Annotated in this window: 14 protein-coding genes; 6 read left to right on the forward strand and 8 right to left on the reverse strand. The window is 64.3% G+C overall.

From position 1 onward, the window contains the following. Positions 1-19: 19 nt before the first annotated feature. A complete protein-coding gene (locus Poly30_RS23730; RefSeq protein WP_145203417.1) occupies positions 20-397 on the reverse strand; it encodes a hypothetical protein in 378 nt (125 codons plus the stop codon). A 300-nt stretch (positions 398-697) separates the two neighbouring features. On the opposite strand from Poly30_RS23730, the gene Poly30_RS23735 reads away from it, so the two are divergent. Then, positions 698-3,106 (forward strand): carboxypeptidase regulatory-like domain-containing protein, encoded by a 2,409-nt coding sequence (locus tag Poly30_RS23735; protein WP_145203420.1) that lies wholly within the window; start codon positions 698-700, stop codon positions 3,104-3,106. Between the two features lie 9 nt (positions 3,107-3,115). On the opposite strand, the gene Poly30_RS23740 is transcribed toward Poly30_RS23735, so the two are convergent. From Poly30_RS23740 to Poly30_RS23750, 3 genes are all read right to left on the reverse strand, one after another. Beyond that, entirely contained in the window at positions 3,116-3,640 is a 525-nt protein-coding gene (locus tag Poly30_RS23740; protein ID WP_145203423.1) for a TrmH family RNA methyltransferase, read from the reverse strand. Between the two features lie 31 nt (positions 3,641-3,671). Then, positions 3,672-4,913, reverse strand: coding sequence for a DUF1592 domain-containing protein (locus tag Poly30_RS23745; protein ID WP_145203426.1), 1,242 nt, complete (start codon positions 4,911-4,913; stop codon positions 3,672-3,674). Between the two features lie 296 nt (positions 4,914-5,209). After that, the gene (locus Poly30_RS23750; protein WP_419190575.1) at positions 5,210-6,358 is read right to left on the reverse strand and encodes a transposase; all 1,149 of its coding nucleotides are present in this window, start codon (positions 6,356-6,358) and stop codon (positions 5,210-5,212) included. A gap of 604 nt (positions 6,359-6,962) precedes the next feature. Between Poly30_RS23750 and Poly30_RS23755 the strand changes: the two genes are divergently transcribed. Next, on the forward strand, positions 6,963-7,475 hold the full coding sequence (locus Poly30_RS23755) for a GNAT family N-acetyltransferase (RefSeq protein WP_145203432.1): 513 nt from the start codon (positions 6,963-6,965) through the stop codon (positions 7,473-7,475). A 207-nt stretch (positions 7,476-7,682) separates the two neighbouring features. After that, entirely contained in the window at positions 7,683-8,708 is a 1,026-nt protein-coding gene (locus Poly30_RS23760) for a hypothetical protein (RefSeq protein WP_145203435.1), read from the forward strand. Positions 8,709-9,071: 363 nt separating this feature from the next. Here Poly30_RS23760 and Poly30_RS23765 read toward each other — a convergent pair whose 3' ends face one another. Both Poly30_RS23765 and Poly30_RS23770 read right to left on the reverse strand, forming a co-directional pair. Continuing rightward, positions 9,072-9,557: a hypothetical protein gene (locus Poly30_RS23765; protein WP_145203438.1), complete on the reverse strand. Its 486-nt coding sequence runs from the start codon at positions 9,555-9,557 to the stop codon at positions 9,072-9,074. A gap of 361 nt (positions 9,558-9,918) precedes the next feature. Further along, positions 9,919-10,494 carry a transposase gene (locus Poly30_RS23770; protein ID WP_145203441.1) on the reverse strand — a complete coding sequence of 192 codons (576 nt, stop codon included), beginning with the start codon at positions 10,492-10,494 and terminating at the stop codon, positions 9,919-9,921. Positions 10,495-10,711: 217 nt separating this feature from the next. Here Poly30_RS23770 and Poly30_RS28855 point away from each other — a divergent pair, with 217 nt between their 5' ends. Then, positions 10,712-10,849 (forward strand): hypothetical protein, encoded by a 138-nt coding sequence (locus Poly30_RS28855; RefSeq protein ID WP_419190576.1) that lies wholly within the window; start codon positions 10,712-10,714, stop codon positions 10,847-10,849. Positions 10,850-11,004: 155 nt separating this feature from the next. Here the strand turns inward: Poly30_RS28855 and Poly30_RS23775 are convergent, their stop codons facing one another. Both Poly30_RS23775 and Poly30_RS23780 read right to left on the reverse strand, forming a co-directional pair. Continuing rightward, a complete protein-coding gene (locus Poly30_RS23775; RefSeq protein WP_145203444.1) occupies positions 11,005-12,321 on the reverse strand; it encodes a hypothetical protein in 1,317 nt (438 codons plus the stop codon). Positions 12,322-12,347: 26 nt separating this feature from the next. Beyond that, on the reverse strand, positions 12,348-13,094 hold the full coding sequence (locus Poly30_RS23780) for a hypothetical protein (RefSeq protein ID WP_145203448.1): 747 nt from the start codon (positions 13,092-13,094) through the stop codon (positions 12,348-12,350). Between the two features lie 524 nt (positions 13,095-13,618). Between Poly30_RS23780 and Poly30_RS23785 the strand changes: the two genes are divergently transcribed. Both Poly30_RS23785 and Poly30_RS23790 read left to right on the forward strand, forming a co-directional pair. Beyond that, on the forward strand, positions 13,619-14,410 hold the full coding sequence (locus Poly30_RS23785) for an IS1634 family transposase (protein WP_419190577.1): 792 nt from the start codon (positions 13,619-13,621) through the stop codon (positions 14,408-14,410). Between the two features lie 31 nt (positions 14,411-14,441). Further along, on the forward strand, positions 14,442-14,747 hold the full coding sequence (locus Poly30_RS23790) for a transposase (RefSeq protein ID WP_145203453.1): 306 nt from the start codon (positions 14,442-14,444) through the stop codon (positions 14,745-14,747). Positions 14,748-14,962: the final 215 nt, after the last annotated feature.

The following is a 14,962-nucleotide window of genomic DNA, read 5'->3' on the forward strand; positions in this document are numbered from 1 at the left end:
CCTGGAACACAACTTCTGGTCATACCTCGAACGAGTCCCCCAGAACCAGAACGTGGGTGGTACGCGAGTCGGACTGCAGTGCCTGCGGCAGCGACCTGTGGCCGCGGCTGTCCTGAACACAGAGGTGGACCTCCCCATCCTCGTTCGTGAACGACTTCTCCCGATTCACGGCGTGGCGCCAGCCCAGTTCCTCGTCAAGCAGCATCATGCGTGGGAAGGCGACCGCCGAGTACACGCGTACGGCTGCCTCCGCGAGCAATGCGCCGATGAGGACCGACCCGACTGCGACCATCAGGCGCGTCTTCCATTTTCCGCGACGTCGATCGATTCCCGGGCCCGTCGCCTCATGCGGTCGTGAAGGGCCAAGGGCGCCGGTTTCCAGGTCGATCGATGTCATTCGGGCACGCGGGTCGAGAACGCAGGCGGCTCTGGTGGACCTGCCGTTGGAGTCTGCCAATCGCGTGCGCTCAACGCCAGAGCACCGTCACAGGCTAGGAGCGTGTTGCGCATTGACGAATCCACGTAGCGCACTTCCCGAATCGCAATACTGCGTTGATTCGAACCCACGTGACTACTGCCACGCGAGGGGTCGAATCGCCTTGTCTTGCGATCCGGGCAGCGCACTACGCAAATCCGTCAATGCGCAACACGCTCCTAGGAGTCTGCGCTGAATCGTGGAGTGAGATAGACTGCATGGATGGCTCCACCTGAAACCGGCAAGACGGGCACCTTGCTGTGGGGCGGGGCGATCGCGCTCCTCTTTCTGGCGGGTGCACGCTGGTGGGTCGACAGGGCTTCGATCGATCCAGGCGCTCGCGTTGAATCACCGGCCTTCGCCGGTGACTCCGCGGACCTGGATCCGCCGGAGAGTCTGCTGCATCTGACCACAGGCTCCCGGGATCACCGGGTGTCGGGCTGGGAAGGGGGCGAGGCCGAAACCCCGGGCTCCGACGCTCCGCGTGCGGCAACCACGAGCTCGGGCGCCGCGCACGTGCTCGCGCGCTGGACAGATTCGGGGCGACCCGCGACCGATTTGCTGGTTTCGCTTCGACCCTGGAGGAACGGTGGAGCAGCACGGCACGGGCGCTGTCAGCAGCCCACGGATCAGGATGGGCGCACCACGTTCCTGAACCTCGCGCCTGGCGACTATGTGGTGGGCCTCGCCACGGGCTCGTCCGAGCGAGCCACGAGACTCACGGTCGAATCGGGTGCCACCGTCGAGGCGGAACTTTTTCTGGCCGAAGGGATCTCGATCAGCGGCGTCGTACTCGATGCTGCGGGGGCTCGCGTGTCTGGCGCGGACGTCGTCTGGGTGGACGGGCTTGGCGAGCCAGAACGCGTCGGCGTCTCCGGTGAGACCGGATCGTTCCGAGTCGAAGGTGTCCTGGACGACGGATACCTGTTCGCGGAGCGCGCGGGCGATGCGCCCTCGGCTCGCCATCTCTGTGAGCTCGGCGCGGGCAGCCAGCAGGGGGTCGTCTTGCAGTTACGGGGACCAGGGGCGTCACTGGAGGGCCTCGTGGTCGATGGGTACGGCGAGCCCGTGCCCGGGGCACGCGTGAGCCTGGGGACGAGCGAGCGCCTGACCGATGCCCCCCACCCTTCGGACGTACCGGGCTGGAACCGACCCGCTCGCCTCAGGGCCGTCACGGATCGCGACGGCGGCTTCACTTTCGCCGGAGTGGCGCCGGTCTCCTGGAGGATGGTGGTCGATCACCCGGACTTCGCACCGCTCGAATCGACGGTCGCGCTGATCCCTGGAGCGTCGGAGTCACTGCACCTGACGCTCGGGGAAGGGGCCGTCGTATGGGGAACGTTGACGGATCGGCAGGGTGCTCCCGTCCGGGATGGAGTCATCTACTCGCCCGGTGAGACCCCTGATCGACTTGGCTACGATCGCCTGGCGACGACGCAGCCGGACGGGACCTATGAGATGCGCGGCCTCGGACGGTCGGCTCACAGACGATTCCATGCGCATGTGGAGGGGCAGGTCGGATCCGCCGAAGCCTTCCTGGACCTCACGGCCGCAACACGCGTGGAGTGGAACCCGGTGCTCAGGCCACTGGCCGGGCTTTCGGGCGTCCTGATCAACGATGTGGATGAGCCGCTCCGCGGGTTCATGGTCGTTGCCATGGGCTCCGGCTCGTGGATCGACAACGCGATGACTGCCGGGGATGGTTCCTTCACCCTGACCCAGGACCTGTCGCTGGCGACCGATCTGAGCGTCTTGCGTCCAGCCGCGGAGGGGCGGCCGCTTCACATTCGCGCCATCCACGTGGAGCGAGACGTGTTACCCGCGGCTTCTCCAATCGTGATTCGCGTCCTTGAAGGGGAGCTCGCCGTCGGAGCCGTGAAGGGTCACGTGGTCGACACCTCGGGTCACTTGCCCGCCGGCACGGAGGTCCAGATCAAGGCCTGGGGGTTCCCCCTCGCCCAGGTTTCGGTATTCGGGGTGGATGGATGGTTCGAGATCACGGACCTCTGCACCGGCCGCTTCGACGTGGAGATCACCGCGCCGGATCGTGCTCCATGGAAAGGCGTCGTCGAGATCGAAACCGACCGCACGACGGACCTCGGCGATATCCGCCTGGGGCGCGGAGGCCAGCTCGAGTGGGACGCGGCCTCCCTGCAATCATCGTCATGGCCGGACTCGACGGAGGCCAGCGTCTGGAACGGCGCGGGCGAGAGCCCGGAGCCCCTTCCCTTCGAACCGAACAGAACGCTGGGCCCTCTGGCGGAAGGCGAGTACACGGTGCGTCTGTCGGCGCCCGGCTACGCCCTTGCCGTGAATAGCGTGAGCGTCTTCGACGGCGAGACGACGACGGTCGCTGTGCCCGCCGCCAGAGCCCGCCAGGGGCCGGTCTTCGAAGTCGTGGGAATCGGCGAAGCGTATGCGTTGCTGCGGGCTCGACAGGCGAGCGGCGACACGATCCTGCCCACGTTCATGGCCGGCGGCGACGATCCGCTCCGCGTCGAGCTTCCCGGTTTACCGGACGGTGACTACGTGCTGGAGGTCGAGACGATCGGTCAGCGCCGCGCGGTGCACCGGTTCAGCGTTCGGAACGGTTCGGGCGGGTCAGGGGTCGAGAGGATCACCCTGCGATAGGCAACTTCGCTACTGCGGCTTGCTCGTTGGCCGATATGGCTCCGGATACTTGCCGGCGACGGGGATCCTTGGGTCCTGGCGAGAACGCTGCAGTTCGTAGGCAGCCATGCCGTGGGCGATCGCCACGTTCAACGAGGCCACCGGACCGAATTGGGGGATTCGAACGACGGCATCGCACTCGGCGAGGAACTCGTCCGAGAGACCGGTTCGCTCGTTGCCGAGCACGAGCGCCGCGCGCTCTGGCCAGGTCGATCGATGAATGGGCGTGGCCTCCGGTCGGATCTCGAGGGCAACCGGTACCCATGACCCGCGGGCACACCACTCGAAGAAGGCGCTGTCGTCGGACAGGTAGGTGATCTCGCAGAGGGTCTCGAGCTTGCGCGAAAAGGCCTGGGAGCCTTTGCCGAAACGCCAGGGCTGCTCGAGCCCGACCATCACCAGAGGACCGCCACCCATCGCGACGTGGGTGCGGACGATGGAGCCGACGTTGATGGGACTTTTCAGTCCGTGAAGGATCGTGGCGAGGGCGCTCATCTTGTGGCGGTACCCGCCCTGAATGGGTCCGTCAGAGGGACTGGAACAGCTCGCTCGTCGCGATCGCCTTCACCATCGTGGCCAGCCCATCGCCGCTCGCTCGGACCTCGGCGGTGATCCCGTCCAGGGCGGCACGATCTCCGAAGGAAAGCGGCCGGCCCAGCGCGAACGCGCTCATCTTGTGGACGAGGGCGGACACGAACTGGTCCTGGCGGTTGTCCAGGAGGAAGCGCTTGAGCCCTTCCAGGCCCGCGAGTTCCTGACCGTTGAAGAGCACGCTGTTCGCGTCGATCGGCTTGCCCTGGACCTCGTCGCGCCAGCTGCCCGCCGCGTCGAAGTTCTCGAAGGCGATGCCCCACGGGTCGATCTTCGCGTGGCACGAAATGCACGCGGGATCGTTGCGGTGGTCCTCGATGCGCTCCTTGAGCGTCATCTTCGCGATCTCCGGATCCGCGAGATCGATCGTGGGCACCGCGGGCGGCGGTGGCGGCGGCGGGTCGTTCAGGAGCCGCTCCAGGAGCCAGACGCCGCGCTTCAGCGGGTGAGAGTCCTTGCCGTCCGAGTTCATGGCGAGCAGGCCCGCCTGGGCGAGCAGTCCGCCACGGGAGGGCTGGTCCCCCACCGGCACGCGGCGAAAGTCGTTGCCGGTGACGCCCGCGATGCCGTAGTGCGACGCGAGCCGCTCGTCCGCCATCGTGAAACCAGAGTTCAGGAACTTGAGCACGCTCTCGTTCGAGCGCAGAAGCTCACCGAAGAAGGCCACCGGCTCCTGCGCCATGGACTCCTTCAGGGCCGCGTTGAACCTCGGGTAGGCCTTCCGATCGATCTGGAGGTAGTCGAGGAGCGACATGCCGAGCCACTGGCGGACGAAGTGCTTCGGGAAGCGCTCGGCCCTGGGGTCGCCGAGCATGCGCTCGACCTGCTGCTCCAGGACGGCGGGATCCGCCAGCTCGCCGCGATCGGCGAGAGCGATCAGCTCGTCGTCCGGGGTGCTGCACCAGAGGAACATGGCGAGGCGCGTGGCGAGCGCGGCCTCGCGGCTGCCCTCCACGATCTCATCGGGCGCGTCCGAGACGTTCGGCGGGATGCCGACGAAGAGGAAGTTCGGCGACGAGAGAACCGTCGCCAGCACCTCGATCATCGCGCCCTGGAAATCCTCTGCGTCGGGGCGGAGTCGCTCGAAGAGGGCGAGCTTTCGGCCCAGCTCATCCGCGGTCGGCGCGCGCCGCCACGCGCGCGTGAGAAAGCTCGCGAGGACCTCCTCCGCGTACACGCTCTCGTCGTGCGCGTTCGGGCTCTCCGACGGATAGGAACTCCAAGCGGGGTGTCGACACGCTTACCGTCGTATTCTGAGGCCCGATTCTCCGCAACCCCTATCCTCACCGTCCACGCGGGAGCGCCCGAGCGGCCAGCGGCCTCTTCGCTGAGCCGAACTCGCCCGATTTCCCCCTCTCCGAACGGCACCGCTGGATCGCTTCACCACGACCTGCAGCCAGCACCCTTCCCAAGGCGCGGGCTGTTGTTGTTTCATCGAGCACGATCGCCCGCGCGCCGCTCTTCCGCAGCTTTCTACTTCCCGAAGTCCAGCCGCCCCTGCCGAGGCGGCATCGGTATTCGGACCTCGGGCTCTGCCGGTGGGGAACGGCTCGGCCCTGGCGAGGACAGGTCTCCCCCACCCAGCGAATCGGATGACCTCCTCGCCGCCGCTCTCACCCCCTCCAGCACCTTCCGCGCTGTCTCCGGATCTGTGATCACGGAGATCATGTGCCTGCGCCCGCGGCAGCGCGGGCAGCTGAGAACATCTTCCGAAAACACCCGCTTCAGAAGATCTGCCCAGCGGATGTACCTCTGGTCCTTCGACGGCTCCCCCGCACTCTTCGAGCCGTCTTCATCGGCGACGTCCACATCCTTCCGCTCCTTCCGAACCACGGGACGCGGCACCACCAGATCACGCAATGATGAGGCCGGGGCCAGCACTCCCTGATACGTCAGCTGATGCTCGCGCGGATGCGGCGCGAGCGCCGCCAGTCGAGCCATGAACTGGTATGGCGTCATGACGAAGCCTTTGGTCCCATCACGCCAGGCCTTGCGCAGCAGCCACGAGACCATCCCATCGGGACGGACCTCGAAGCGCTCGAGGCTGATGGCGGGCCTCGTTACATACCGGCAGAGCTTCTCCAGCTGCGCCCGCTGGCCCTTGCGGATCAGCGTCGCCGCGTGCAACGAGAACCCACCTGCGTTCACCACCAGCGGAGGCGGCACGTACTGACTCCCCCAACCCGACGACTGGAACGCCCTGGCAAGATCAGGGTCGATGAGGCGCTTCAGCGGGCGGCCTGCGGCCTCTCCCAACGGAATCAGCGACTTCACCGATGCCGCTTTCAGGCCTGGGAAGAAGGAACCCTCACGCGCATCCCCGAAGTCGAGCAGCGGTGACTCATCCGCGCCCCCGTCCGCGTACTCCCAAGGGGGGTCGTCGCCTTTGCGTAGGGGCAGACCGAGTGCGATTGGGTCGAGGGAGTAGCGCTTCAGCACACGACGGATGCGCGCGATCGCGTCGCCGTGCACACGCTCGACCTCCGCCGACGTCAGAGGATCTGCGGGCAGAAAGACGGGAGACTCGAAAGCGCTGCGCGTGACGTACACACCGTCCAGATAGAGGGAGTGGAAGTGAACATTAAGTCCCAACGAGGATTCAAAGCGCTGCGTCGAGTTCACGGCGCCGATGTCGAGCCGGACCGGGAAGTCCTATCCGTTTCACTGAGCCCAATTCACTGAGCCCGATGGCCCACGCGCCGCTCCACCGCCGCGTCCTGCTTTCCGAAGTCCAGCCGCCCCTCTCGAGGCGGCATGGGTATCCGACCTTCCGACTCTGCCGGTGGTGAACGGCGAAGCTGGCGATGACGACTCTCCCCCACCCAACGATAGGGGATGATTTCCTCGCCGCCTTCCTCCCCCGCCCCAACATCTGAACCACCGTCTCTGGATCCTCAGATGACGAAGATCATGTGCCGACGATCATGGCAGCGGGGGCGAGGTCAACGTGCGACATGACCACTTGGGCACTGCGAGGGGGTTCCCGGGATCCGTTCCAGATCGCACGCAGGACCGGTACATCAAGCTTCGCCTCGCTCCCCTTCAAACTCGGCTCCATCCACACGTCGTGGTCCGGCACATGACCGCCAGGGCCATCACCGGAGAAGATGGGGCCCCTCGCCCGGATGGATCGAGGTGGTTTCTATCATCGTGGTGGCCAGACCGAATTTGCAGGGGCGGTGCGTCCAAGGACGGCGAGGGACGCAAGAGGGAGTAGAATCGAGCCATGCGTATCGACACCGCTCGGCTCACGCTCCGGCCTATAGCCCGGGAAGATGCTCCGTTCCTTCGGGACCTCGTGACCGAGGACGAGTGGCTACGCTGGATCGGTAGCCGCGGCGTCGAATCCCTCCTGGACGCGGAGCGCTACATCGAGGACGCCATCCTCTCCAGCTACGCGAAGCATGGTCACGGGCTGTATCTCGTTTCGGAGTCGTCCGGCGGCGAGCCTGTCGGCATCTGTGGACTGCTGCGCCGGGAATCGCTCGATGCACCCGATCTTGGCTATGCCATTGCCAAGCAGTTCTGTGGGCGTGGTTACGCGACCGAGGCGGCCGCTGCCACCTTACGGCACGCGGAGAGAGACCTCGGGATGTCGCGCGTGCTTGCGATCACGGACGTTGACCACGTGGCGTCGCATCGAGTCCTGGAGAAGGCGGGGATGCGGAGCAAAGGGACGACGTCGAGTGATGACGGTGCCGTGCTGGCACTGTTCGATATCGAACTTTCACCGGGTTGAACTGATATGCCTGAGGCCACCGCCACACCGAGCCCGATATCACACTCCGCCCGATTCGGGCTCATCTCATTCCTGGCGTGCACCGCTGCCTGCGCTTCGGCGGGTCCGAGTCAGCGAGGCCAGTGCGTCCGTGTGGTGGACGAGGCAGGGATGCCGGTGGCTGGCGCCGAGGTACGGCGGCTCGAGGAACCACTGTGGGCTGGCCGCGTGGGGTCGGTTACGTTCACGGACGAAAGAGGTCGCGCGTTCTTCGACGCTGGAGTCCATCGACGCTACGAAGCTCGGGCGTCCGACCCGACCCGTCGCTCGCTTCCCTCGGCGGACGGGCTCGATGGCCTCGCGGATTCGCTGGAGACCCCGCTGACCCTGAAGCTGCACGAGCTCAAAGTCGGTGCCGTGCGGGTACCCGGGGAACAGATCATGTCGTCGGGCTGTCTCGGTCTTGCCCCGGTGGACGCTGCGGAGGTGCCGCGCGCGCTCGTCGAACGCTGGCCTGACGCCACCTGGCTCTGCGGCTTCGACGGATCGGGAAGTCTCGGTTCGAAGGTCGAATTGGAGCTCGACGTGCTCGGCTTTGCCCCCACCGCCGTGACGCTCCCGCTCGTTCCGGTCACTCGATTCGTATCACCCGTGGTGGTCGGCGCTGCAGGACTCCAGCCCTGGCCCTGGTTCTGCGTTCCCGTCGTTCTGCGCGACCCCGATGGCGAACCACTGCCGCCGCCGACCATGGACGCAGCGCGGTTGGTGATGTCCGCTCGACGCCTGCTCGATCCAGGTCAGGAACCGAGGCACCGCCACTACGCCCTCGCTCCGTTGCGTGACGGATCGGAGGAAGTCTGGCTCCCGGAGGGGCGGTACGAGCTGCGGCTGAATGGCATCAGCAGCCTCGGCGCGGGCGCGCTCCGCTGGAAATCGACCCTCGGTGAACACTTCGTCGAAGCAGCGACCGAAGCCCTCGACGTCGCGCTGCCCGTCGTCCTCCGCGCGTTGCAGCTGCGCCTCCAGTACAAGAACGAGGAACCGCGCTCCAGCTCGATCAAGGCCAGAAGCGCCGCTGGCTTCGAGGGATCCTGGGTGGTGGACGGCGCCGAGGGCGCCACGCTGCTTCTGCCGCTCGGTCCTGTCGAGCTGACGCTAGAGGTCCACGGTCCGGAAGGAGAATTCTGGCGCCTTGAGCGGACCATCGAAGTGCGTGATCCCCCAGGCGCTGAGATCGTCTGGTCCATGCCTTAGCCCTGGTGGCCAGGTGAGCCGCTGAGCTACCTGCCGAAGGTCCAGGGGTCTGCGCCACAGAACTGAACCCGTGGGGCATTTCTCGATTGGAGGAGACGGATAGGAACTCCAAGCGGGGTGTCGACACGCTTACCGTCGTATTCTGAGGCCCGATTCTCCGCAACCCCTATCCTCACCGTCCACGCGGGAGCGCCCGAGCGGCCAGCGGCCTCTTCGCTGAGCCGAACTCGCCCGATTTCCCCCTCTCCGAACGGCACCGCTGGATCGCTTCACCACGACCTGCAGCCAGCACCCTTCCCAAGAGTGCTGGCTGGTCTCATATCGCCGGGCCCGATGGCCCGCGCGCCGCTCTTCCGCAACACCCTACGTCCCGAAGTCCAGCCGCCCCTGCCGAGGCGGCATCGGTATTCGGACCTCGGGCTCTGCCGGTGGGGAACGGCTCGGCCCTGGCGATGACGGGTCTCCCCCACCGGGCGAATCGGATGACCTCCTCGCCGCCGCTCTCACCCCCTCCAGCACCTTCCGCGCTGTCTCCGGATCTGTGATCACGGAGATCATGTGCCGACGCCCGCGGCAGCGCGGGCGCTTGAGAACATCTTCCGAAAACACCCGCTTCAGAAGATCTGCCCAGCGGATGTACCTCTGGTCCTTCGACGGCTCCCCCGCACTCTTCGCGGCGTCTTCATTGGCGACGTCCACCTCCTTCGGCTCCTTCCGAACCACGGGACGCGGCACCACCAGATCACGCAATGATGAGGCCGGGGCCAGCACTCCCTGATACGTCAGCTGATGCTCGCGCGGATGCGGCGCGAGCGCCGCCAGTCGAGCCATGAACTGGTATGGCGTCATGACGAAGCCTTTGGTCCCATCACGCCAGGCCTTGCGCAGCAGCCAGCAACGGGAGGTGGACGGGCGCGCAAGGACAGGGGACACTTCTGCTCGATCCCGGCCTCGGCGCCCGGGGCGGCTTCTGAGCTTCTGTTTGGCGATAGACGGCTCAGCTGCTGCTGTTTTCCCGAGGCTGGGATCTTCTATTCCGTCAAGGCGAGCGCGTGGGCGTCGGATAGGCGTTGAATCGACGACGTGGCTCGACGCGAGCCAATTGGGGAACCAGATCCAAGAAGTCGTCCCGCCTTGGATCAGAACCAGAGCCAGCGCGGTGAACGAGCGCGTTCGCGCTGATGAACACCGGAGAGCTTCAGGTTGGCCGTCACGGCCAACGATGACGACCGGCGGATTGCTCCGGATTCAGACAGTCACCTACACACGTGATCTTCTTCCCGTCGCGCTTCGTCACGATCGTCCGCGAGTTGTCGAAGACGCCGATCAGCGGCATGCCGCCAAAGTAGTCGTAGGCCTCGAAGACGCTGTAGCAGATCGTTTCGACGGTCTCGTCCGGAACGACGCGCACGCGCACGGTCCGAGAGTACCGAAGCTGGGACGCGAAGAAGCGGATGCGCTCCCTCGTGCCGTCTTGGTACTCGACGACAATCTGACCGAAGTCGTGCTGAGCGAACTCGCCGGGCACGGACTCGAAGCGCACGATGCCGTCCGGTTGTTTCGGAGGTCGGTGCTTGCGAACGAAGTCGTACACCGCGCTCTTGCCGCCGTCGTAGCCTTCCTCACGAAGCCGCTCGACGATGGCGATCGATTGGATCCCGGGCTCACCCTTGATCCAGTCGAGAACCTTCTCCTTGTAGGGCTCGACCTTGCTCCGGCGGCCCATGCGGGCTTGCGCTTGATCGTCCGTCTTGGCCGGGTCGGTCACTGGGTCTTCCTTGCTCACGCGCACTACCGTAGCGGCGCTCACGTCCGCTGCCTGAGCTGTCCGATCCACGGACAGTCCGGCCTGCCGCAGTGTCTGAATTTGGTGACGTTTCATTCCGTCGTACATGCTGTCGGGGCATACACGAACGGCTCTCACCCTGCTCCGAAGAGCTGCCCGCGATGCCTGGCTGAACGGTCGCCCGTCCACTCAGGGAACTCAGACTTTCCGGAATCGGATGCTCAGACTTTCGGAACTCACAGCGGCTGGCTCCGAAATCCGCGACTACTTCTGCCCATGGGCCGTCGCCAAGTACGTGCACCGCCTGAACCACTCACTGCCGTCGAATCTCGCTCTGCACAACGACCCGGTATGAACGCCCCGCATCGCCGTCGAACTTGACGCGTACGGTGTTCACATCTGCCCCTTGGTTGTGCGTCACGCGTCCCTCGTGTCCCTTAGGGATGGTCATAGCTCGAAATTTGAGGTCGACCGCCGCTTCGACTCGCTCATCCCGTACGTAATCCGGCACTAGCTGCCTCCCTCAATCTTGCCCGCGAGCTCACGCAACGCAGTGACCAATTCCTTTCGGGCTTTTGCTCGTGCAAGCAGCTTGGCGGGATCTCCCGGTGCCGTAGCCACGGCCGCCGTCAGATCTGCATCGATTGCAAGGCTCTCGACAAACACCTGCTTCATCCGCTCGGCGCGGAACACGTTCTTGTTCTCAATCAGCTCCGTCGCCGCTCCAATCGCTAGGCCTGAGGGAGCCGAAACCCAGTCCTTGCTGTTCTCGTCGTCCGCCCCCGCCGAGGCGGGGGCGGCCAGAGGCATCCCGTAGGCTGACGCCAGGACGGAGACGGTTTGGCCAAGGACGTCGAATGCCGCTTCGGCGGCGCCATCGTTGTCGACTGTGACGCCTTTGAGGTGGTACTCGCCGAGCGACTCCATCTTGATCGCGATTTCCGAGTTACCGATGAAGGTGAACGCAGTCACCTTGTTGACGAAGGACTTCCAGTTGCGGTCGTCCTCGACCAACTTGGGAATGTTGGGGTCGCTGAGATCGATGGCGGAAACAATCGTGGCCTCAGCCGCAGCGATACTCTTGTTGATCTCCTCCTTGACTCCCGCAATCACGGGCGCCAATAAGGCGTCCTTAGCTTGACCGAGCCGCACGAAGGCTTCGTCGACGTTGGAAGGCGTAATTGCGAAGCCGCGAAATGCCGCGAGGGAATCTAGCCGCTCACTAGCCAACTTTCTGATCTCCAATGGGGTCCTAGTTTCACCATCCTTCAGCGCCGAGACGAAGGCCGCTTGGACCTCATCGTCCCCCTCGACCTTGACGACGGCTTTGACCCATGCGGCCGCCCGCTGGTAATCCTCGATGACGGCTGCGATGTCACCCGCGACTCGTGCGTCAACCGCCCTCTTGACTGCCTCGTCTACGTGGGTCTCAAGCTCATCGATGATAGTCTGGAGCTCCTCGACCTCGCTTGCCCAGAAGTTGGCCTTCGGCGTTTTGCTCTCCAAGGCCCCCAAGTTGAGCTTATTGAGCTCAAGGCTCACGCGAGCACGTTGGCTCTTTGTATCGGCCTCGATGGTCTTCAACACCTCAGAGCCGAAGCTGACCGGATCACGTGCGCCATCGGAAAACACGTCAGAGAACGCGACCGCGAACGGGAGCACGTTCTGTCGGAACAGTTCGGCAGCCCGGGTGTCGACCCCGTCGAGAATCCGGGCAAAGCTAGCCTTCGCTCTTGCGACATCTCTCGGAGAAACGCTCAGCTGGGCGTCGTAGACCTCGGTCTTGACCGTCAGTGTCGTCATGCAGGAAGAGACGACGAGCGTCATCAGCCCCGCACCGAGGATGGAGCTCTTCAATTTCCCACCCCCGCGTTCAGCTTCGAACCGTTCTCTCGGAACCACTTGCGAGCCGCTTGCACGTCAGCAAACTGTTGATCGCTCACAACGACGGACGCCGTCGACTCTAGGGCGCGCCCGACCCACCCCTGGATCAATGCGTCGGTGAGCGCGGGATCATCAACGTTGTCCGCTTCGTCTGCGATCGCCCGCAGTTGCTTCGCAAGCGTCTCTGCTCTCACATCACGGCGCGGCGCCGACGCCTTGGCCAACTCCAGCGCGCCGATCTCATCCTTGAGCAGGAGCTGTGTCAGGTTGCTCGTGATCTGGCTGGTAGTTGCGAACGACTTGATCCGCTTGATCAAGCCGTCGGCGTTACTGCTCAGAAAGAGCACAAGTCGCGTGTCCTCCATGGACTGTCCATCCAGCGAACGAAGCGTGATCTCGGGCGGCGAGTCGTCAGCAATCGCCGCCAGCTCCGTCTTATGAGCACCGTCGGCATCAAGCGCACTCACATCGCCCGCGTCTTCATCCTGGGGCTGCACGGTTGCAGGCTCATCGGGCCTATCGCTGACCCGGAACCGCCCCCCCTCGAGCTCGCCAAACAGCGCATCGACTGCCCCCCTGTCGTACACGCCAGCCGCGTAATTGCTGGACGAGAACGCAGTGCGTCCGTGGATCTTTACCCGATAATACTGATTGTGATCCGTTTCTTGATTCGTCGCAACAAAGAGGAACTGCTCGCTAAACGTGGAACACCCCATGCCAAGGATGCCACAGAAAGCGACGCCGACCGCTCGAAGCCCGAGTCGACACGCCCGGTGCCTGCGAAATACAGCTACCCCCGTCCCTTCAATACAGCCGTGCTCACGCACGCGCCTTCGCTCTCCCCATTGGAATGCGAGTGTTCGCTCACCCTTGATTATCACGACTGCCCCTATTTTCTCGGTTTTGATGAGCCACCCTCCCCCAGCGGGAGCGCGTTGCAGGCACGAGCGAGGACCATCTCGCTCAGCCATACAAATAGTACTCTCTTTCCGCACATCGCCGATCAGGTTTCTTCGACTTTCCGGAGCCTCGGATTGAATGGTCTGCGTGCGTGGCACGCCGCGATCGTGTCGCGACTGTAGCCCGCGTGACGCGCAGTTCCAGCACGCTCTTTCGGCGATCTGAAAGGGAAAAAAGGCAACGAACGTAAACTCTGGTTCGGCTCGATTTACGTCCATGTCCCTCCTTCCGTTGCATCGCGGCACTTGACGGAGTTCACGTCGACATGTCGATTACTCGCATGACAGAACGTGAATTCTCCAGCGGCGATGGCACTTCAGGAGCGCGATCGAATCAGGCGCATGCGGGTGGTCGCTCGCTTACGACCTACACGGTCGGCGCTCTTCCGATCATCAACCAAGCGCTCTCCCGCATGCGGCTCGCCGAGTTCATGGATGGATACTTGCCGCCGTCCGATGCCCGATCGAAGGTCGGCACGCGAGAAGGCCTGCTTGTCCTCATCCGCAGCATCCTCGTGTCACGAGAGCCTGTCTACGGGCTCGGTGAATGGGCCGAGCTGCACGCCCCAGACCTCCTTGGATTGGCGCCGCATCAAGTCTCTCGGTTGAACGACGACTGCGTGGGGCGCTGCCTCGAGCGCCTGTTCGATGCGGATTACCGCTCGATGGTCCTCGCCCTCATGGCGCACGTGGTCAAGGAGTTCGACGTCGACTTGGAGCAGCTGCACAACGACTCCACATCGATCACGTTCTTCGGCTCCTATGACGAGGCCACGGCGGCGTCGACTCGACGTGGCAAGCCGACGCTCGCGATCACCCACGGGCACAACAAGGACCACCGTCCCGACCTCAAGCAGCTGCTGTTCATTCTGACCGTCGCCCGAGACGGCGGAGTCCCGATCTACTTCAACGCCGCAGACGGCAACGTCACCGACGATCGAACCCACTGCGAGACGTGGGACCTGATGTGCGAGATCGTCGGGCGTAAGGACTTCCTCTACGTCGCGGACAGCAAGCTCGCCACCCAAGAGAAGTGGTCGCAGATTTCGGAGCCAGCCGCAGGACGTGGATAAGTTAGGAGGGTAGGGTCGCTGGCACCCATCCATGACGAAACGACAGCGCAGAACCCACAGCCCCGAGTTCAAGGCCCGCGTGGCCTTGGAGGCACTGAAGGGGATCAAGCCGATCCATGAGATCGCCTCGTCCAACGAGATCCATCCAGTCCAGGTCTCGCAGTGGAAGAAGGAGCTCCAGGAGAAGATCGCCGATGTCTTCGAGCGGAAGAACGCCTCCGACCAAGGAGCCAAGGAAGACGAGAAGAGGATCGAGCAGCTGGAGCGGAAGGTCGGCCAACTCGTGATCGAACGAGACTGGCTCGCAAAAAAGTCCGAGGAGTTGGGGATCGACTGATGAGGAAGCAGCTCATCGATCACGTCCATCCACAGCTCAGCCTCCGTCGCCAATCCACCTTGCTGGGTGTGAATCGAAATCGGCTTAAGCCGAAGCCATCGAAGTTCTCCACGGACGATCTCAAGATCTGTGCTGAGCTACGGATAGGACTTCCAAGCGGGGTGTCGACACCCCGGTAACCGTAGCCTGGGGCCTGATTCTTCGCTACCCCCATC

Origin of the sequence: Saltatorellus ferox (assembly GCA_007751475.1) — a bacterium.
In the GTDB taxonomy this organism is placed as follows: domain Bacteria; phylum Planctomycetota; class UBA1135; order UBA1135.

Bases quoted from the DNA above. Each gene is read 5' to 3' on its own strand.
- Poly30_RS23730 (WP_145203417.1), bottom strand. From the start codon at position 397: ATGACATCGATCGACCTGGAAACCGGCGCCCTTGGCCCTTCACGACCG.
- Poly30_RS23735 (WP_145203420.1), top strand. From the start codon at position 698: ATGGCTCCACCTGAAACCGGCAAGACGGGCACCTTGCTGTGGGGCGGG.
- Poly30_RS23740 (WP_145203423.1), bottom strand. From the start codon at position 3,640: ATGAGCGCCCTCGCCACGATCCTTCACGGACTGAAAAGTCCCATCAAC.
- Poly30_RS23755 (WP_145203432.1), top strand. From the start codon at position 6,963: ATGCGTATCGACACCGCTCGGCTCACGCTCCGGCCTATAGCCCGGGAA.
- Poly30_RS23765 (WP_145203438.1), bottom strand. From the start codon at position 9,557: ATGACGCCATACCAGTTCATGGCTCGACTGGCGGCGCTCGCGCCGCAT.
- Poly30_RS28855 (WP_419190576.1), top strand. From the start codon at position 10,712: ATGCTCAGACTTTCGGAACTCACAGCGGCTGGCTCCGAAATCCGCGAC.
- Poly30_RS23775 (WP_145203444.1), bottom strand. From the start codon at position 12,321: ATGACGCTCGTCGTCTCTTCCTGCATGACGACACTGACGGTCAAGACC.
- Poly30_RS23780 (WP_145203448.1), bottom strand. From the start codon at position 13,094: ATGGGGTGTTCCACGTTTAGCGAGCAGTTCCTCTTTGTTGCGACGAAT.
- Poly30_RS23785 (WP_419190577.1), top strand. From the start codon at position 13,619: ATGACAGAACGTGAATTCTCCAGCGGCGATGGCACTTCAGGAGCGCGA.
- Poly30_RS23790 (WP_145203453.1), top strand. From the start codon at position 14,442: ATGACGAAACGACAGCGCAGAACCCACAGCCCCGAGTTCAAGGCCCGC.